Source organism: Micromonospora sp. WMMD1155, assembly GCF_029581275.1.
Classification (GTDB): Bacteria; Actinomycetota; Actinomycetes; order Mycobacteriales; family Micromonosporaceae; genus Micromonospora.
The window spans coordinates 5571360-5589749 of the sequence record NZ_CP120742.1; the positions used below are offsets into that span (position 1 = coordinate 5571360).

Annotated in this window: 20 protein-coding genes; 10 read left to right on the top strand and 10 right to left on the bottom strand. The window is 72.0% G+C overall.

The window, feature by feature from the left end:
• Nucleotides 1-453: 453 nt before the first annotated feature.
• From O7617_RS25565 to O7617_RS25585, 5 genes are read right to left on the bottom strand one after another with little or no spacing between them, the layout of a single operon-like run.
• Nucleotides 454-1134, bottom strand: a complete 681-nt coding sequence (locus O7617_RS25565; protein WP_282258670.1) for an ATP-binding cassette domain-containing protein — start codon at nucleotides 1132-1134, stop codon at nucleotides 454-456.
• Complete coding sequence (locus O7617_RS25570; protein ID WP_282258671.1) at nucleotides 1131-2135, bottom strand: ABC transporter ATP-binding protein; 1005 nt, start codon at nucleotides 2133-2135, stop codon at nucleotides 1131-1133. The genes O7617_RS25565 and O7617_RS25570 overlap by 4 nt, the downstream gene beginning before the upstream one ends.
• The gene (locus tag O7617_RS25575; RefSeq protein ID WP_282258672.1) at nucleotides 2132-3016 is read right to left on the bottom strand and encodes an ABC transporter permease; all 885 of its coding nucleotides are present in this window, start codon (nucleotides 3014-3016) and stop codon (nucleotides 2132-2134) included. Before O7617_RS25575 ends, O7617_RS25570 begins: the two co-directional genes overlap by 4 nt.
• Nucleotides 3009-4028, bottom strand: coding sequence for an ABC transporter permease (locus O7617_RS25580; RefSeq protein ID WP_282258673.1), 1020 nt, complete (start codon nucleotides 4026-4028; stop codon nucleotides 3009-3011). The genes O7617_RS25575 and O7617_RS25580 overlap by 8 nt, the downstream gene beginning before the upstream one ends.
• Nucleotides 3998-5596 (bottom strand): ABC transporter substrate-binding protein, encoded by a 1599-nt coding sequence (locus O7617_RS25585; RefSeq protein WP_282258674.1) that lies wholly within the window; start codon nucleotides 5594-5596, stop codon nucleotides 3998-4000. The genes O7617_RS25580 and O7617_RS25585 overlap by 31 nt, the downstream gene beginning before the upstream one ends.
• Nucleotides 5597-5911: 315 nt before the next feature.
• On the opposite strand from O7617_RS25585, the gene O7617_RS25590 reads away from it, so the two are divergent.
• The 3 genes from O7617_RS25590 (at nucleotide 5912) to O7617_RS25600 (ending at nucleotide 7892) form a co-directional block, all read left to right on the top strand.
• The gene (locus O7617_RS25590; RefSeq protein ID WP_282258675.1) at nucleotides 5912-6571 is read left to right on the top strand and encodes a hypothetical protein; all 660 of its coding nucleotides are present in this window, start codon (nucleotides 5912-5914) and stop codon (nucleotides 6569-6571) included.
• Nucleotides 6568-7335: a sulfite exporter TauE/SafE family protein gene (locus O7617_RS25595; protein WP_282258676.1), complete on the top strand. Its 768-nt coding sequence runs from the start codon at nucleotides 6568-6570 to the stop codon at nucleotides 7333-7335. The genes O7617_RS25590 and O7617_RS25595 overlap by 4 nt, the downstream gene beginning before the upstream one ends.
• Before the next feature lie 62 nt (nucleotides 7336-7397).
• Entirely contained in the window at nucleotides 7398-7892 is a 495-nt protein-coding gene (locus O7617_RS25600) for a signal peptidase II (protein ID WP_282258677.1), read from the top strand.
• A gap of 2 nt (nucleotides 7893-7894) precedes the next feature.
• On the opposite strand, the gene O7617_RS25605 is transcribed toward O7617_RS25600, so the two are convergent.
• The 4 genes from O7617_RS25605 to O7617_RS25620 are packed head-to-tail and all read right to left on the bottom strand — an operon-like array spanning nucleotide 7895 to nucleotide 11384.
• Entirely contained in the window at nucleotides 7895-8485 is a 591-nt protein-coding gene (locus tag O7617_RS25605; protein WP_282258678.1) for an LUD domain-containing protein, read from the bottom strand.
• Nucleotides 8482-9927, bottom strand: coding sequence for a lactate utilization protein B (locus O7617_RS25610; RefSeq protein ID WP_282258679.1), 1446 nt, complete (start codon nucleotides 9925-9927; stop codon nucleotides 8482-8484). The genes O7617_RS25605 and O7617_RS25610 overlap by 4 nt, the downstream gene beginning before the upstream one ends.
• Nucleotides 9924-10634, bottom strand: a complete 711-nt coding sequence (locus O7617_RS25615; RefSeq protein ID WP_282258680.1) for a (Fe-S)-binding protein — start codon at nucleotides 10632-10634, stop codon at nucleotides 9924-9926. Before O7617_RS25615 ends, O7617_RS25610 begins: the two co-directional genes overlap by 4 nt.
• A 30-nt stretch (nucleotides 10635-10664) precedes the next feature.
• Entirely contained in the window at nucleotides 10665-11384 is a 720-nt protein-coding gene (locus O7617_RS25620) for a GntR family transcriptional regulator (protein WP_282258681.1), read from the bottom strand.
• Nucleotides 11385-11486: 102 nt separating this feature from the next.
• Between O7617_RS25620 and O7617_RS25625 the strand changes: the two genes are divergently transcribed.
• From O7617_RS25625 to O7617_RS25645, 5 genes are all read left to right on the top strand, one after another.
• The gene (locus O7617_RS25625) at nucleotides 11487-12326 is read left to right on the top strand and encodes a fumarylacetoacetate hydrolase family protein (RefSeq protein ID WP_282258682.1); all 840 of its coding nucleotides are present in this window, start codon (nucleotides 11487-11489) and stop codon (nucleotides 12324-12326) included.
• Between the two features lie 17 nt (nucleotides 12327-12343).
• On the top strand, nucleotides 12344-13117 hold the full coding sequence (locus O7617_RS25630; protein ID WP_282258683.1) for an SDR family oxidoreductase: 774 nt from the start codon (nucleotides 12344-12346) through the stop codon (nucleotides 13115-13117).
• A gap of 12 nt (nucleotides 13118-13129) precedes the next feature.
• The gene (locus O7617_RS25635) at nucleotides 13130-14038 is read left to right on the top strand and encodes a hypothetical protein (protein WP_282258684.1); all 909 of its coding nucleotides are present in this window, start codon (nucleotides 13130-13132) and stop codon (nucleotides 14036-14038) included.
• A gap of 114 nt (nucleotides 14039-14152) precedes the next feature.
• Nucleotides 14153-14461, top strand: a complete 309-nt coding sequence (locus O7617_RS25640; protein WP_282258685.1) for a hypothetical protein — start codon at nucleotides 14153-14155, stop codon at nucleotides 14459-14461.
• Between the two features lie 144 nt (nucleotides 14462-14605).
• Nucleotides 14606-15967 carry a carbohydrate-binding domain-containing protein gene (locus O7617_RS25645; RefSeq protein WP_282258686.1) on the top strand — a complete coding sequence of 454 codons (1362 nt, stop codon included), beginning with the start codon at nucleotides 14606-14608 and terminating at the stop codon, nucleotides 15965-15967.
• 190 nt (nucleotides 15968-16157) lie between these two features.
• On the opposite strand, the gene O7617_RS25650 is transcribed toward O7617_RS25645, so the two are convergent.
• Nucleotides 16158-16343, bottom strand: a complete 186-nt coding sequence (locus O7617_RS25650; protein WP_282258687.1) for a hypothetical protein — start codon at nucleotides 16341-16343, stop codon at nucleotides 16158-16160.
• Nucleotides 16344-16621: 278 nt separating this feature from the next.
• Here O7617_RS25650 and manD point away from each other — a divergent pair, with 278 nt between their 5' ends.
• Both manD and O7617_RS25660 read left to right on the top strand, forming a co-directional pair.
• Nucleotides 16622-17851, top strand: a complete 1230-nt coding sequence (gene manD / locus O7617_RS25655) for a D-mannonate dehydratase ManD (RefSeq protein WP_278146666.1) — start codon at nucleotides 16622-16624, stop codon at nucleotides 17849-17851.
• Nucleotides 17841-18383 (top strand): gluconokinase, encoded by a 543-nt coding sequence (locus tag O7617_RS25660; RefSeq protein ID WP_282258688.1) that lies wholly within the window; start codon nucleotides 17841-17843, stop codon nucleotides 18381-18383. Before manD ends, O7617_RS25660 begins: the two co-directional genes overlap by 11 nt.
• The last annotated feature ends 7 nt before the right edge of the window (nucleotides 18384-18390 follow it).

Below are 18390 nucleotides of genomic sequence, written 5' to 3' on the forward strand. Positions count from 1 at the left end.
CAGATCGGTCTCGGGGCCTGGGTGACGTGCCGCCGGGCATGTTGTCGCGTACTCCTGGCCATTGGGTTGCCCACCGGGGGTCCACATCCGCTCCGGTCCGCTCTCAACCCGCTGATCCGAAGCGGTCGAAGACGGCCTGTGCGCCAAACGGTCGACCACCGAAGAGATGCGTGCCGTTCCACTCAATCGTCCGCTCGAATGAATCCCCTACGCAGAAGTGCAGGCGACCGCCTATGCGCAGGTTGCCGGGACTCCACAGCCGAAGTGGAAGGTGGTCGACGAGCCAGGCGAGCACGGCGAGACTCTAGCTGACGCCGCGCCGAGCGCTCGTCGCCAAGATCCGCGCAATATCAGGGTTGTTGCTGCCTCCCGCACGTCGGAGGCAGCAGTATCCGGGCAGTTGCGCGGATCATGACGGGTCGCACGGTCCGCACAGCCCGCCCGACGGCGTCTTCAGGTCTGGGCCGGCACCGTGCTGTCCAGGTCGACGATCCGGTCGGCCCAGCGGTCCAGCAGGCTCTGGTCGTGGCTGATGACCAGGACACCGGCCCGCTGGGCCCGCTGGTAGTCGCGGATGACGGCGGCGACGTGCGCCTGGGTGGAGGCGTCCAGCATCGCCGTGGCCTCGTCGCAGAGCAGGTAGTCCGGGCGGTGGACGAGGGCCCGGGCGAGGCAGGCGCGTTGCAGTTGCCCGTCGGACACCGCGTGGGGCCGTCGGCTGCGCAGATCGGCGGTGAGGCCGACGAGGTCGGCGAGTTCGGCCACCCGCTCCCGGACCGTCGACTCGGGCGTGCGGACGGCGCGCAGCGGTTCGGCGATCAGGTCGTCCAGGCTCAGCCGGGGGTCGGCGGCGGCGCGCGGGCTCTGGAACAGCACGGCGACGCGGGTCCGCAGGTCGACTGGCACGGCGTACCGGACCCCGTGGACCGCCGTGCCGTCGATGCTGACCCGGCCGTGGTCCGGGCGGTGCAGGAGGGCCAGGACCCGGACCAGTGTCGACTTGCCGCACCCGGACGGGCCGCGAAGCCCGACCGTCTCGTCCCGGCCGACCCGCAGTGTGACGCCGTCGAGGACGACCTGACGGCCGTACCCGACGGTGACGTCGTCGGCGAGCAGGTGCTGGGGGCTGGTCACGTGACGGCTCCGTGGCGGATCGGGTGGTGGCAGGCGACAGTGCCGTCACCGGCGATCGGCGTCAGCGGTGGCTGGCTCGCGCAGGTGTCGGTGCGGTGCGGGCAGCGGGGCGCGAACGCGCAGCCCGGAGGCAGCGCGGTGAGCATCGGCGGGTCGCCCGGCACCGGCCGGAAGGCGCGGTCCGGTAGGGCATCGAGGAGCGCCGCGGCGTACGGGTGGGTGGGCGCGGCGAAGAGCCTGTCGGCGTCGGTGTGTTCCACGATGCGGCTGGCGTACATGACGGCGACGGTGTCGGCGACCCGTTGCGCGGCGGCCAGGTCGTGCGTGATGAGCACGACTGCCGAGCCGTTGTCGCAGCGGCGGCGCAGCAGGTCGAGGGTGTGGTCCACCAGCGGCCGGTCGAGGCCGGTGGTGGGTTCGTCGGCGATGAGCAGTGACGGGTCCGGTGCCAGGGCGAGGGCGGTGACCAGCCGCTGGGCCATGCCGCCGGAGAGTTCGTGCGGGTAGCGGTCCAGGTCGGCGGGGTCGAGCCCGACGTCGAGGGCGAGCCGCTCGGCGTCCGCCCGGTCCCGACCGTGCGCCCGCAGCGTCTCGGCGAGCAGTCGCCGTCCGGTGCGGACCGGGTTCAGCGCGGTGGCCGGGCTCTGCGGGACCAGCCCGACCCGGCGGCCGCGTACCCGGCGGGCCAGGTGACGCTGACCGCAGGTGACCAGGTCGACCGGGTCGCCGTCCGGGTGGTGCAGGACGGCGTGGCCGGTGATCGTGGCGTTGCCCGGCAACAGGCCGAGCAGCGCGTGGGCCAGGACGGACTTGCCGCAGCCGGACTCGCCGACGACGGCCAGCAGTTCACCGGCCCGTACGGTCAGGTTGAGATCGGTGACGGCGTGCACCGTCGTGTCGCGCAGCCGGAACTCGACGCCGAGGCCGTCCACGGCGAGCAGCGGGCGACCCACGGCGGTGCGGCCGGGCGTTTCGGCGGTGACGCGTTCGGTGGTGGTCACAGGTGCAGCTCCGCTCGGACCCGGGGATCGAGGCGGTCACGCCAGCGGGCGGCGAGGACCGCGATGGCGAGAGTGACGACGACGATGACCGCGCCCGGTGCCAGGCTGGCCCACCAGGCGCCGGTCAGCAGCGACCCCTGGCCGTCGTTGATCATGTTGCCCAGCGAGGCGAGGTGCGGCGGCAGGCCGAGGCCGAGGAAGGACAGCGCCGTCTCGTGCCACACCGCGTGCGGGATCATCAGGGTGGTGGCCAGCGCCAACCGGGGCAGCACGTGGGGCAGCAGGTGGCGGGTCAGGACCCGGCCCCGACCGGCCCCTCCGCTGATGGCGGCGTCGACGAACGGCCGGGTACGAAGGCTGAGCAACTCGGACCGGACGATGCGCGCGGTGGATAGCCAGTGGGTGAGCCCGACGGAGGCGATCACCGCGCCGAGGCTGGGCCGCAGCATGGCGACGATGAAGATGCCCAGCAGCAGGTGTGGCATCGCGGCGATGGTGTCCACGATCCGCATCAGGATCCGGTCCACCCGGCCGCCGAGCGTGCCGGCGATTCCGCCGACGACGCCGCCGAGGACGGTGGCGACGAGCGCGGCGACCGCACCGACGAGCAGCGACACCCGCAGCCCGTAGACGGCGCGGTGCGCCACGTCCCGCCCGAGGTCGTCGGTGCCGGCGAGGTGGGTCCAGGACGGTGCCAGGCGGGTCTGGTCCAGGGCCACCGCGCTCTGGTCGAGCGGCCAGACGAGCGGGGCCAGGAGCGAGCCGACGACCGCGACGACGAGGACGAGACCGGCGACGGCGACACCGGTCTGGCCGGGTCGCAGTCGCAGTCGGGACCGGGCCGAACGCAGCAGCGGCGGTCGGGTAGCCAGATCAGCCATCGAGTCGCACCCTCGGGTCGGCGGCGGCGTACGCGAGGTCGGTCGTGAGGTTCGCGGCCAGCACCACCGCGGTGGTGACCAGCGTGATCGCCGCCAGCAGCGGGAAGTCGCTGCCCAGCGCGGCAGCGACCGTGACGGCGCCGAGGCCGGGGAGCGAGAAGACCGTCTCGACCAGCACCGCCCCGCCGACCAACTCCGGCAGGTGGGTGCCGACCAACGTGAGGAACGGCAGCAGCGCGGTCCGCAGCGCGTGCCCGAACAGCACCGTCCGCCCCGGCAAACCGCGCGCCTTCGCGGCGAGCACGTGGTCGTCGCGCATGCTCTCCGCGACCGCGTCGCGGACGAACAGCACGAACCACGGCGCCTGGGACACGGCCAGCACTCCCACCGGCAGGATCAGGTGGTGCGCCACGTCGGCCCAGGACGTGCCGGTCGCGGTGACGTCGGTGAGACCGCCGGCCGGCACCCAGGCGAGCGCCAGCGCGAACACCGCGATCGCGGCCAGCCCCAGCCAGAAGACCGGCATCGACTCGACCGCGTAGGCCGCCGCCCGCAAGCCCCGGTCGAACAACCCACCCCGGCGGTACGCGGCCAGCGCACCCAGCAGCAGACTCGCGACCAGGACCAGGGCGAGAGTCACACCGATCAGCAACAGCGTCCAGCCGGCCCGGGCGGAGAGCACCGAGGCGACCGGCTCGTGTCGACTCGTCGACCAGCCCAGGTCGCCCTGGACCAGATTGCCGATCCACCGCAGGTACTGCACCGGCAGCGGGTCGTCGACCCCCCAGTTGGCGCGGATCTGCGCCAGGTTCTCCTCGCTGGCGGTGAAGGCCGCCGCGCCCGCGTACTGCTTCGCCGGGTCCACGGGCGATGCGGCGCCGAGGGCGAACATCCCGATGCTGGTCGCGGCGAGCACCGGCACGGCGACCAGGAGCCGGCGTCGGACCACCGCCCCCGCCCCGGCGAGTCGACCGGGGCGGGTCACGAGCGCGTCCAGGTGTTGATGTTCCACCACAGGCTGTTCGCCACCCCGTGCTCGTGCGCCTCGACCCGGGGGGTCACGCCCCGCACCGAGGACTTGAGCACGTAGGTGTGCCGCAGGTAGGTGAGGAACAGCCACGGCACGTCGGCGTTGAGCTGCTTCTGGAACCGCGCGTACGCGGCCTTGCGGCGGGTCGGGTCGATCTGGTCGCGGCCCTCCTGCAGGGCGCGGTCCACCGTCTCCGAGCGGTACGAGCCGGGGTTGAAGTAGCCCTGCCCCGCGAACCGGGAGCCGAACAGCTTGTACGAGACGAAGTCCGGGTCGTACGGCGTGCCGTAGCCCATCAGCAGGGCGTCGGATTTCATCCGGGGGTCGATGGCGTCCCAGGTGAGCCCGGCCGGGGTGACTTCGATGCCGACCTTCTTCGCGTCGGCGGTGACCGCCAGGGCCAGGTCCTTGCGCAGGGTGTCGGTCGCCGGGTACATCAGCGTGAACCGGGCCGGGCGGCCGTCCTTGACGCGTACCCCGCCCGCGCCGGGCTTCCAGCCGGCCGCGTCGAGCAGCGCACCCGCCGCCGTCGGGTCGGCGGTCGGCGCGCCGACCACCGAGGGCTCGGCGAACTCGGAGGTCGGGGGGACCGGCCCGAACGCCGGCTCGCCCGCGCCGCCCAGGATGCCGGACACCATCGCGGCGCGGTCGACGGCGACGTTCAGCGCCCGGCGGACCGCCGGGTCGGCGAGGACCGGGTTGCCCATCGGCAGCATCACGCCCCGGTAGTCGGCGGTCGGCACCCGCTGCACCCGGTACGCCGTGTCGGAGTCGAACCCGGAGGCCAGCTTCGGCGGCAACTCGGCGGCGTCGAACTCGCCGGCCCGCATCCGCTGGGCGCGGACGTTGTCGTCGGCGACGAACGCCACCACCACCCGGTTGTTCGCCGGTCGCCCACCGAAGTAGCGCTCGTTGGCGGTGAGCACCAGCCGGTCGCCCGGCGTCCAGGACTCGACCCGGTACGGCCCGGTCCCGATCGGCTTGCGGTTGAACCCGGTGGTGTTGATGTCCTGCCCGCTGAGCAGCTTCGACGGCACGATGCCGAGGGTGAGCCGCTGCAGGAACGGCGCGTACGGGTAGCGCAGCGTGAACACGACTGTGGACGCGTCGGGCGCGGTCACCGACTCCACCATGTCGAGGTCGGAGCGCAGCGTGGAGTCGACCTTCGGGTCCAGCACCGCCTGGTACGTGAAGACGACGTCCGGCGCGCTCAGCGTGGTGCCGTCGTGGAACCGCACGCCGTCGCGCAGCTTGGCGGTCACGGTGCGCCCATCGGCCGACACGGTCGGCAGGGCTTCGGCGAGACCGGGGACGAGGCGGTTGTCAGCGTCGCGGGCGACGAGCCCGTCGAAGATCAGCGCGGCGCCGTCGACGCCGAAGTTGAGCACCGGGTTCAGGGCGTCGGGCTCGTCGGAGGTGGCCACGACGAGCGTCGCGCCGCCGGCTGCACTGTCCGGGGTGGTCGGGGCCGCGCAGCCGGCGAGGACGAGCATCCCGGCCGCTGCGGTCGACGCCGCGAGGCGTCGGAAGGTCGGACGGATCCGGGTCACGGAGCTCTCCTGTGGTGTGGGGAACGGGGCGTGGACGTGCAGGTGCAGCCGCCACAGTTGATGATCACGGTGGCACAGTTGCAACTCATTGGCAATTGCGAGTTACCTGCATCATGAACACGAGGCCCGAGTGCCCGGGTCGGTCGAAGCGCGTTGATCAACTAACTGTTCACGTCGCCGTTTCGTCTCACACACCGGCCCGGACCTGCGCGTTTCCCGGAAGTCAGCAGGGTTGCCGCGGATGTGTCAGCGCAATCCCTGGAGCATTACTTGTCCCTGCAACGACGACGAAGCGCGGCGAGGGTGATCCCGCTGGTGGCCCTCTCCGTCGCCGCAGCCGTCCTGGCCCTGCCGTCCCCGGCGGCGGCGCACCCGTTCGGTGATCCGCAGACCGTGTCCATCACGCCCGACGAGCAGCGGCCCGACGTCGTGCGGGTGCGGTGGCGGGTCGGCGGCCCCGACGACCTCACCCTGCTCGGCGTCTCGCTCGGCCTGCTGCCGGCCGACCGCGTCCTGCTCGACGGTGCCGTCGACTACCGGACGACCGATCCCGCCGTGCTCGCCTCGTCCGAGCAGTTCCCCGCGTACCTGCTCAAGCAGATCACCGTCGCCGACGGGGGGCGGCAGTGCCTCGGCGTCGTCGCGCCGCTGAAGGCGCTGGCGCGGACCGGCGCGACGGTCGACTACACCTGCCCGGGGCCGGTCGACACCGTCACCGTCGCGGTGCGGATACTCACCGACCTCAACCCGGCGTACCGGGCGATGGCCACCGGCCCCGGTGGGCAACGCGCGGTGTACGGCTCCGGCGAGGACTCCCACGACTGGACCCTCGCCGGTGGTGCGCCGACTAGCGTCAGCGCCAGCACCGGCCGTAGTGCCGCCATCCAGCTCGCCGCCGTCGGCGGTGGTGCGCTGCTGGTAGCGGTTGGCGCGCTGCTGGTGTGGCGGCGGCTGCGACGGCGAGCCGTGGCATGACCGCGACCGCAGTCCTCTCCGCGTCCCTCTCGGATCGGCTGCAGGACATCGTCCACTCGCCGGGCGTACCCCCGCTCGCGTTCGTGTTGGCCTTCGCCGCCGGTGCGGGTCACGCGGTGGCCCCGGGGCACGGCAAGAGCCTGGCCGCCGCCTACCTCGCCGGCTCGCGCGGCCGGATCCGGGACGCCGCCTGGCTGGGCGGTTCGGTGGCTGTCATGCACACGCTGTCGGTCCTGGTGATCGGGGTGGCGTGGACGTTCCTGTCCCTGTCCGAGGTGATCCGGATGCAGGAACTCACGAGCTGGCTGCAACTCGGCGCCGGGCTGATCGTCCTGGCCACCGGTCTGTGGATGGTGCGCCGGCACCTGCACGCCGCCGGCCACAACCACGAGCACACGCACGGCCACAGCCACAGCCACACGCACGAGCACGGCAAGCGCCCCGGCCTGTTCCTGCTGGGCATCTCCGGCGGGCTGACCCCGTCCCCGGCCGCGTTCCTCGTGCTGGCGACCGGGCTGTTCATCGGTCGCGCCGGCTTCGCCCTGCTGCTGGTCCTGACGTTCGGCCTCGGCATGGCCGTCGTCCTCTTCGGCGTCGGGGTCCTCGCGGTCGCCGGTAGCTCACTGGTCACCCGGGGCGCGCGATCCCACGCCGTCCTCGGTCTGGCCACCCGGGTGGCGCCCGTCCTCGCCGCGAGCGGCATCACGCTGGTCGGCGCGGGCCTCGTCACGGTCGCCGCGATCCACCTCCTCACCGCCACCTGAGCGACGGTGGGCAGAGCGGCCGCCGGTGGTGGGGGCCGGGAGTGACCGGCTAGGGTTCCGCTGTGTTTCGCGCCGTCGTGTTGATCGCTGCCGTGGTTCTCGCCTCGGATCAGGCCACGAAGTACTGGGCCGAGTCCGCGCTGTCGGACGGGCAGACCATCTCCATCGTGGGTGACCTGCTGTCCCTGCGGCTCGTCTACAACCCGGGCGCCGCCTTCTCGATCGGGTCCGCGTACACCTGGATCTTCGCGGTCTTCGCGGCGGCGGCCGTGGTCGCGGTGACGGTCGTGGCGCGGCGGGTCACGTCGCGTCCGTGGGCGGTGGCGTTGGGCCTGGTGCTCGGCGGCGCGACGACCCACCTGCTGGACCGGCTCTTCCGCGAGCCGGGTTTCGCCCGCGGGCACGTGGTGGACTTCATCGACTACGCCGGGTTCTTCGTCGGCAACGTCGCCGACATCGCGTTGGTCGTCGGTGTGGGCATCGTGATGCTGCTCAACCTGCGGGGCGTCCCGCTGCGCGAGACCGCCCCGTCGGGCGAGCAGGTGTCGTCCTCCTGAGATCAGGCCACTACGACGTCCAGTCGGCGTGGGCCGTGCACACCCTCGACCCGGTCGAGTTCGATGTCGCTGGTCGCGGACGGGCCGGAGATCCAGGTCAGCGGCGCACGCGCGTCCAGCCGGGTCAACGCCTCCGGCAGGAGCCCGACGACCTGGTCGGCGCGGACGACGCAGATGTGCCGGTCCGGCACCAGGGTGAGCGCCCGCCGGCCCTGCGCCGGGCCGGCGTCGAGAACGATGGTGCCCGACTCGGCGATCGCCACGGCGCAACCGGTCAGGACCGCGTCCGTCTCGTCCAACTCGGCCGGTGACAGCGGGGGAGCGTCGCGGCGTACCTGCCCGGTGTGCCCGGCCAGCCAGTCGGCGGGGACGTCGGTGGGGACGGCGAGTCGACCCACCTCCGCCAGCAGCCCGGGCAGGGCGTCGATGCCGTGGTGGACGACCGCCCGGTAGTCCTCCAACCGGTCCACGAGGACCGCGACCAGGTCGGAGCGGTCGTCGACGCGGCGGTACTCGCGGGGCACCGGCACCGGCGGCGGGTCGTCGGCCAGGGCCGTGCGGAGCCGCGCCAGGATCTCGTCGCGTGCGCTCACTGCTGGTTCCACCATTCACGGAAGGTCTGCGGCGCGGGCAGCGGCACGTCCCGCGACCGGGTCCACGCCGAGGCGGGCCAGGGCAGTTTACGCAGCGTACGGGCACCGGTGCGCCGCTCGCGGTACGCGCCGAGCGGACCCGCGCCGGTCCGGGCCAGGCGCAGGGCGGCGGCCCAGCGCCGAGGGCTGCGCATCACCCAGGACAGGACGCGCATGGCGGCTCGTTCCGCCGGTGGGTGCGGTGCCTCCTGCCGGAGGTGTACGAGGATCTCCGGAATATTGATCTTCACTGGGCAGACGTCGTAACAGGCGCCGCAGAGGGTCGACGCGTACGGCAGGGAGGCGTTGTCGGCCACGCCGGTCAGCTGGGGCGACAGGATCGCGCCGATCGGCCCCGGATACACCGACCCGTACGCGTGCCCGCCCGCCCGCTCGTACACCGGGCAGACGTTGAGGCAGGCGGAGCAGCGGATGCAGGACAACGCCGGCCGCCCGACCGGGTCGGCCAGCACCGCGGACCGGCCATTGTCGACGAGCACGACGTGCACGTCCTGCGGGCCGTCGCCGGGAGTGACGCCGGTCCACATCGAGGTGTACGGGTTCATCCGCTCGCCGGTCGAGGAGCGCGGCAGCAGTTGCAGGAAGACCTCCAGGTCACCGAAGGTCGGCAGCAGCTTCTCGACGCCGACGACGCTGATCAGCGTCTCCGGGAGGGTGAGGCACATCCGCCCGTTGCCCTCGGACTCCACGACGACGAGCGTGCCGGTGTCGGCGATGGCGAAGTTGGCGCCGGACACGGCGACCCGGGCCGAGAGGAAACGTCGTCGCAGGTGGACGCGGGCCGCCTCGGCCAGCGCGGAGGGCTCGTCGGTCAGGTCGGCCGGGACGTCCGGCATCCGGCGCTGGAAGATCTCCCGGATCTGTGCGCGGTTGTAGTGGATCGCCGGCACCAGGATGTGCGAGGGGGTGTCGTCGCCGAGCTGCACGATCAGCTCCGCCAGGTCGGTCTCGTACGCGGCGATCCCGGCCGCCTCCAGGGCCTCGTTCAGCTCGATCTCCTGGGTCGCCATCGACTTGACCTTCACGACCTCGTCGGCACCGGCCGCCCGGGTCAGCTCGACGACGATCCGGCACGCCTCGGCCGCGTCCCGGGCCCAGTGCACGGTGGCACCGGCGGCGGTGGCGGACGCCTCGAACTGCTCCAACAGCTCCGGCAACCGGCGTTGGACGTCCGCCTTGATCGCGGCGCCGGCGTCGCGCAGCGCCGCCCAGTCGGGCACCTCGTCGACGACGCGGGAGCGCTTGCCGCGGATGGTGCGAGTGGCCCGGTGCAGGTTGGCGCGCAGTTGTGTGTCGGCGACCGCCGGTCTGGCCGCGGTGGGGAAGGGCAGCGGCGTGCGGATGCGTCCGTCGCCGGTGGTCGGTGCGATCGGGGGGTTCACGAGGTCGCCCCCGTCGAGGCGAGGATCTCCGCGTAGTGCATGGCCCGTACGCCGGAGCGGTGCCGGTCCAGGCCGCCCCCGATGTGAGCCAGGCAGGAGTTGTCGGCGGCGGCGAGCACCCGCGCGCCGGTCTCACCGACCCGGGCGCACTTGTCGGTGAGCATCGCGGTGGAGACGTCGGGGTTCTTCAGCGCGAACGTGCCGCCGAAGCCGCAGCACTCCTCGGCGTCGCCCAGCTCCACGAGGTCGATCCCACGGACCCGGCGCAGCAGCGTCAGCGGCCGGTCGCCCAACCGGAGCATGCGCAGACCGTGGCAGGTGGGGTGGTAGGTGACCGTCTCCGGGAACTCCGCACCGACGTCGGTGACGCCGAGGACGTCGACGAGCAGCTCGGACAACTCGTAGGTGCGCGCCGCCACCGACACGGCGGGTGGGTGCAGGCGCGGGTACTGGTCGCGGATCATCGCGGTGCACGACCCGGACGGCGCGACGACGGCGTCGTAGCCGTCGAACACGTCGACGTAGTTGCGCACCATCGGCATCGCCTCGGCCCGGTAGCCGGTGTTCGCGTGCATCTGCCCGCAACAGGTCTGCCGGTCGGGGAACTCGACGGTGTGGCCGAGCCGCCGCAGGATGCGGGTGACCGCGATGCCGGTGGCCGGGTACGCGACGTCGTTGACGCAGGTGATGAAGAGGGCGATGCGCACGGCGGCTCCTCGGACGGGGTCGGGGGTGGTTCACGCCGGGTCGCGGGGTGCCCCGGGTGCGGGAAGCCGGTCGAAGGCGGGCAGGTGGCGTTCCCGGGCGGCGATCAGGTGGGCCCGCATCGCCTCGGTGGCGGCGTCGGGGTCACCGGCGGCGATGGCGGCGGCGATGCGTTGGTGCTCGGTGTTGGTGTCCGGCGCGCCGGTGACCGGGAAGTACAGCCGGTGCAGGTGCAGGTGGGAGTGCAGCCGCGTGATGCTGTCGCGCAGCAGTGGGCTGCCGGAGGCCTCGGCGATCAGGTCGTGGAACCTGGCGTCCAGCGCGGTGAACGCGGCGTGTCGGCGGTATCCGTCGCCGGCCTCCACGTCGATGCTCGCCGCCGCCTCGACGCCGATCCGCTGCCGCTCCTCGGTGCAGGCGTGGGCGGCGGCCCGACCGGCGGTGGCCCCCTCCAACAGCAGCCGGACCTCGAACAGGTCGTCGAACTCGGCGCGGGTCAGCAGCGGCGTGGTGGTGTAGCCGGAGAGCGGGCGTTTGCGGACCAGTCCGTCGGCTTCCAAGCGGGCGAGCGCCTCGCGCACCGGAGTGGGGGAGACGTCCAGCTCCCGGGCGAGAGCGTCGATGTTGACCCGCTCGCCGGGCGGCAGGATGTGGTCCATGACCAGGGTCTTGATCGACTCGTAGACGTCCTCGGCGAGGGTGAGTCGACGGGCGGGACGGAGTCGGCCCTCGCGAGTCTCCTGCCGGGCCATCTCGTCTCCTCAGCAACCCCTTGACTGCGCTCCTGTGAGCCGGTACACCAGCACAGGCAGCATCCTATAGGAAATAGGCGTACTTGCTCTGGAGGTTGGTTCGTGAAGTTCATGCGCGTCGGGCCCGTCGGGCAGGAGCATCCCGTGCTGTACGCCGACGGTCGGCACTTCGACCTCTCGTCGGTCACCGACGACATCGACGGGGAGTTCCTCGCCGGTGACGGCGTCCAACGGGTCCGTGCGGCCACCGACCTGCCGGAGATCGACGTGACCGGCCGGCGGGTCGGCGCGCCGCTCGCCCGGCCCGGGGTGGTGCTCTGCGTCGGGCAGAACTACGCCGCGCACGCCGCCGAGTCGGGCGCCGAACCACCGACCGCGCCGATCATCTTCTACAAGGCACCCAACACGGTCGTCGGACCGTACGACGAGGTCCTGATCCCGCGCGGTTCCACGAAGACCGACTGGGAGGTGGAGCTGGCGGTGGTGATCGGGCGGCGGGCCCGCTACCTCGCCTCACCGGCGGACGCCCTCGACCACATCGCCGGGTACGCGCTCTCCAACGACGTGTCCGAGCGCGACTTCCAACTCTCCGTCTCCGGCGGCCAGTGGTCGAAGGGCAAGTCCTGCGAGACGTTCCAACCGCTCGGGCCCTGGCTGGTCACCGCCGACGAGGTCGACGACCCGCAGGCGCTTCGGCTGCGCTCCTGGGTCAACGGCGAGCCCCGGCAGGATTCCAGCACCAAAGACATGATCTTCGACGTGGCTCACCTGGTCTGGCACCTGTCGCAGTACACGGTCCTGGACCCGGGCGACGTCATCAACACCGGCACCCCGGAGGGGGTGGCGCTCTCCGGCCGGTTCCCGTACCTGGCCGCCGGCGACGTGATGGAGGTCGAGATCGAGGGCCTCGGCCGGCAGCGCAGCACGCTCGCGAACGCCTGATGGCAGGGGAGGGAAGCATGCGGTGTGACGGCCTCGTGGCGGTGGTGACCGGCGGTGGCTCGGGTATCGGGGACGCCTGCGTACGGGCTTTCCTGGACGCCGGCGCCCGGGTCGGTGTCCTCGACCTGGACGTGTCCGGCCTGCCCGAGGACCCTCGTATCCACGGCGTACGGGCCGACGTGGCCGACCGGTCCTCGCTGCGCGCGGCCATCGCCTCGGTCGCCGAGGCGTTCGGGGGCGTCGACATCCTGGTGAACAACGCCGGCATCTCGGCGGTGGGCACCGTGGAGGAGGACGACGACGAACAGTGGAGCCGGGTGCTCGACGTCAACGTCTCCGGCGTGGCCCGCGCCAGCGCCGTCGTCCTGCCGTACCTGCGCCGGTCGTCGTCCGCCGCGATCGTCAACATCTCCTCGATCGCGGCGACCGTCGGCCTGCCCCGACGTGCCCTGTACTCGGCGTCGAAGGGCGCCGTGCACGCCCTCACCCTCGCCATGGCCGCCGACCTGGTCACCGAGGGGGTTCGGGTCAACAGTGTCGCCCCCGGCACCGTCGACACCCCGTGGGTGGCCCGCCTGCTCGCCGGGGCGGAGGATCCGACGGCGGAGAAGCGCCGGCTCGCCGCCCGTCAGCCGACCGGCCGCCTGGTGACCGCCGACGAGGTCGCCGCCGCCGTCGTCTATCTCGCGTCGCCCGCGACCGGCTCGGTGACCGGCACGTCGCTGGCGGTGGACGGTGGCATGTCCGGCCTGCGGCTACCCGCGCCCGCCGGTGGCGGACCGGGTGCGTGACATGATTGCGCGATGGGGAATCAGCAGGACGTCGGCGCGGCCGACCGGCACAGCGGGTCCGGCACCACCGCCCACCGTCCGATCGGTGGCGACGCCGACGCTCGGCTCGCCCTCGCGCAGGACCCCACCACGCCGCAGATGACCCTGATCGACCTGGCCTCCGACCCGTCGGCAGCGGTCCGCAAGACGGTCGCCGCCAGGCCCGACGCCCCCGCGCAGGCCCTGCGACCGCTGACCCGGGACCACGATCGCCAGGTCCGCGAGGCCGTGGCGAGGAACCCGTCCGCCTCGATCGGCAACCTCACCCGCCTGGTCAAGGACGCCGACCGCTGGGTGCGCTGGGCGGTCGCCGGCAACCCGGCGTGTGACGAGTCGATCCGCCGGATCATGTCCGAGGCGTCGGACAAGGAGCTACGCGGTCTGCTCGCCGAGAGCCGGCGACTGGAGCCGGAGTTGGCCGCCAAGCTGACCGACGACCCCTCACCCGAGGTGCGCGAACGGCTCGCCACCCACACCCACGACCCCGACGTGATCACTACCCTGCTGGCCGATCGCACCGCCCGCGTACGCAAGGGGCTCGCCCGCAACCCGCGGACCACCGCCGACCAGCGCAGCGCGCTCGCCGCGGACCCGGTGGTCGACGTCCGGGCCGCGCTGGTCCGCGCCCTCGAGCTGGACGAGGAGGACCTGGAACGTCTGGTCGACGACCGCTCGGTGCAGGTCCGACTGGCGATGGCGACCTCGGAGATGGTCCCACCGCACGTCCGGGAGGCACTCAGCCGCGATCCCGACGAGACCGTGGCCGCTGCCGCCCGGGACTTTCGGCCCGGCTCTGGCACCTCGTCGGCGGTGCGCGCCCCCCGCATCGGCCACCGCCCCTCCGCCACCGGCCCGGGTCGCCGGGGCGACTCCCGCCGCTAGGGTCCCGCGACTCCCGCCGCCCGGGCGGGGCGACGCCCCTCCCGGCAGGACAGGGACCTGCCGTGCCCATGATCAAGTGATGAAGAATACGGCTATGCGGGGCTGGCGCTGCTGGTGACGGCGGTCCTGGTCGCGGCGGTGCTCTCGTTGCGCGGGGACACCCGAGGGCTGTGGGCCACCCTCGTCCTGCTCGCCCCGGTGGGTCTCCTCGGCCTCTACGTCCTGAGCGCGATGGCCCGTGACCTGATCGGCTCCGCCCCCTCCACCCTCGCGGTCATCGCCGGGACCGCCGTGGCCGTCGTCGTCGGGGCGGCCGGGAGCCTGGGAGCCGCCGTCGCGGCTCGTCGACGGGCGCCTTTCAGCGTGCCCGCGCTCGAACCGGCCCGTACCGTCGCTCAGCGCTGCCCGACCTGTGGTCGATGACGTCGCCGGTGGCCGGCCGACTGATCCGGAGAAGACATTCGGCGTACCCGGGGCGGTCGTAAGGCATTCACATGTGTTGTCCCGATCGTTCCTACGCTCCGAATGCCCGGTCTTCGGGCTTCCGTCGGCAGGGGAGGATCAGCGGTGCGTTTCAGGAGATCCAGGTCCAGGTTGATCGCGACGGCGGTGACGACGGTGGTCGCCCTCGTCGGGGGAGCGCTGACCGGTAGTACGGCGAACGCCGCCGAGCCGTCCCAGTTCACCGTCGTGGACGGCGCGATCCGCACGGCGACCGGTACCCCGGTGCCGGCCTCCGGCACGCACGCCTCGCTCTGGGGCAACACCAGCTACGCCACGACCAGCGTCAGCGGCTCCGGTCGGGTGCTGATCGGGGCCATCGGTGACAACTGCCAGGGCTGGCCGACCGTCCGGGTGACTGTCGACGGTGTCAGCGTCGGCCAGACCACCATCGTGAGTGCGACCAGTTACGGCACCTATCCGGTCGGCGCGGCGGTCGGCGCGGGGCAGCACACCGTGCAGGTCCAGCTCGTCAACGACTTCCGGACCGACGCCTGCGACCGCAATGTCCACATCGGCTACGCCCGGATGGAGACCGTGGGCGTCACCGACACGAAGTTCAGCTTCGCCGTCCTGCCGGACACCCAGCAGGAGGTGCTGAACAGCGGTGACACCCGATTCCGCAACCGCACCAACTGGCTGGTGCAGAACCGCTCGGCGCTGGACCTGCGCTACGTGACGCACTCCGGTGACGTGGTCAACTGGGACACCGCGGACCATTCGCAGTACGTGATCGCCCGGGACGCGATGCGCCCGATCGAGGCCGCTGGTCTGCCGTACTCGTTGGCGATCGGCAACCACGACACCCAGGCCACCGGTGTCGGCGGCTCGGCCCGCGACCCCGCCCGTACCAGGGAACTCGTCCGCGATACCACGGTGTTCAACAGGTACTTCACTGCTGGTCAATACGGCGCGGTGAGGGGGCAGTTCGAGGCCGGCAAGCTCGACAACTCGTACTCGACCTTCGAGGCCGGCGGCGTGCAGTGGCTGGTGCTCACCCTGGAACTGTGGCCTCGGGTCGAGGCCGTGAACTGGGCCAGGAACGTCGTCGCGGCCAACCCCCGGCACAACGTCATCGTCGTCACGCACGACTACATCGACGGCAACGGCGCCATCGAGCAGAGCGCCTCCTACGGCGCGACCAGCCCGCAGTACCTCTTCGACAACCTGATCAAGCAGTACGCCAACATCCGGTTCGTCTTCTCCGGCCACGTCGGGGTCGCCGCCAACCGGGTCGACACCGGCGTCAACGGCAACAAGATCTATTCATTCCTCCAGACGTTCCACTCCAACACCACCAATCCAGTACGCCTCGTCGAGGTCGACACCGCGGCCAATTCGCTGCGAACGTGGATCTACGCGCCGTACACCAACCAGTCCTTCACCGAGTACGACAGGTCGTTCACCGGCCTGGGTGTGGTGCGCTGAGACCTGGCATGCGTCAAGCGCGACAGCAGCGGCCCCGCTCGGGGTCGCTGCTGTCGCCTTCGAAGCCGGGACAGCAGCGGATATCGCGCGGGCGTCCTATCGACCTGATGCCGTAGACGAGTCACGACCCCGACCACCCGACGCGGCGGGCCGACGGTCAGGCACCGGGCGGGATCTGCAACGAGGGCGCTCAGGCCACCGTGGAGACGCTGTCGACGGTGATGAGCCGCGGGCCCTTCTTGGTCAGGGCCATGTCGATCAGGGTCATGGTCTGGCTGGCAGCCATCGCGTTGCCGTACCGGACCCGCACCAGGTAGTCGCCGGTGACCGGGGCGGTGAACCGTACCCCACTGTTCGGTGTCTTCAGGCAAACCACGAACCCGGTGCCGGGGTAGCCGGCGTGGTTGGTGCGCAGGCAGGAGCCCGGACGAGCCGACGAGCGTATGGTCCGCCCGCCGCTCGCGGTCAGCGCGGCAGTCGCCGCTGCCGCAACACCGAGGGACCTTAGGGACGAGGTTTTGCCAAGATCAACATCTGGTGTGGTCTCTGCTCCACAGTGACTTCATCCCGAGCGGGAGACGGCGTAACCTCCCCCGATGGCCGGTGACCACCACACAGACCACCCCCCGACCGGCACTGACGGAAAGGCGCCCCGTGAAGATCGTCGCCGCGGACATCATCGTGTCCAGCCCCGACCGGAACTTCGTCACGCTGAAGATCACCACCGACGACGGCATCACCGGTCTGGGCGACGCCACGCTCAACGGTCGTGAGCTGTCCGTCGCCTCGTACCTGCGCGACCACGTGGCCCCGCTGCTGATGGGGCGCGACGCGCACCGAATCGAGGACACCTGGCAGTTCCTCTACCGCTCGGCGTACTGGCGGCGGGGGCCGGTCACCATGGCCGCCATCGCCGCCGTCGACGTCGCGCTGTGGGACATCAAGGCCAAGGCCGCCGGCATGCCGCTGTACCAGCTGCTGGGCGGCGCGTCCCGCACCGGCATCATGGCGTACGGGCACGCGTCGGGGCGGGACATCCCCGAGCTGTTCGACTCGATCCGCCGCCACCTCGACGAGGGCTTCCGGTCGATCCGGGTGCAGACGTCGGTGCCGGGGATCAACGCCGTCTACGGGGTGGCCGCGCAGCCCAGCGCCACCGGCCAGCGCTACGACTACGAACCCGCGCAGCGCACCCCACTGCCCGCCGAGGAGGACTGGGACACCCGCGCGTATCTGCGCCACCTGCCCACGGTGTTCGAGGCGGTCCGTGCCGAGTTCGGCCCGGAGCTGCCGCTGCTGCACGACGGTCACCACCGGATGACCCCGATCCAGGCCGCGAAGCTCGGCAAGTCCCTCGAACCGTACGACCTGTTCTGGTTGGAGGACTGCACCCCGGCCGAGAACCAGGAGGCGTTGCGGCTGGTCCGGCAGCACACCACCACCCCGCTGGCCATCGGCGAGGTCTTCAACACGGTCTGGGACTACCAGACCCTGATCCGCGAGCAGCTCATCGACTACGTCCGGTCCGCGGTCACCCACACCGGCGGCATCACCGCCATGCGCAAGCTGCTCGACTTCGCCGCCCAGTACCAGATCAAGTCCGGCATCCACGGTCCCACCGACATCTCCCCGGTGGGCATGGCCGCGGCGCTGCACCTGGACCTGGCCATCCACAACTTCGGGATCCAGGAGTACATGAAGCACACCCCGTTGGCCAACGAGGTGTTCCGGCAGTCGTTCACGTTCACCGACGGCTACCTGCACCCGGGCGACCAGCCGGGGCTCGGGGTGGAGTTGGACGAGGAGGCGGCGGCCCGGTTCCCGTACGAGCCGGCCTACCTGCCCTTCAACCGACTCAAGGACGGCACGGTCCATGACTGGTGAGCCGCGTGGCCGGCACGTCGTGGTGATGGGCGTCTCCGGGTCCGGCAAGACCACTGTGGCGCGCGGGATCAGCGCGGTGACCGGGCTGACGTTCGTCGAGGCGGACGAGTTCCACTCCCCGGAGAACGTGGCACTGATGCGCTCCGGCGTACCCCTGGACGACGGCAACCGCCGGCCCTGGCTGGCCGACATCGCCGGGTGGATCGCCGACCGCGCGGCCGAGGGACGCTCGACGGCGCTGGCCTGCTCGGCCCTGAAACGGTCGTACCGCGACGTGCTCCGCCGGGGCGCGCCGCAGGTGGACTTCGTGCACCTGCACGGGCCAGCCGAGGTCATCCGGGAGCGGATGGCGCGACGCGAGGGGCACTACATGCCGGCGAGCCTGCTCGACTCCCAGCTCGCCACGCTGGAACCGGCCGAGCCGGACGAGTCGGTGCTCGTGCTCGACGTCTCGCTCCCGCCGCGAGCCCTGGTCGCGATAGCCGTCCGGCGGCTCGGCCTGCCCGTCTGGACGCCGGTGGGGGAGCGGTAGTCGAGGG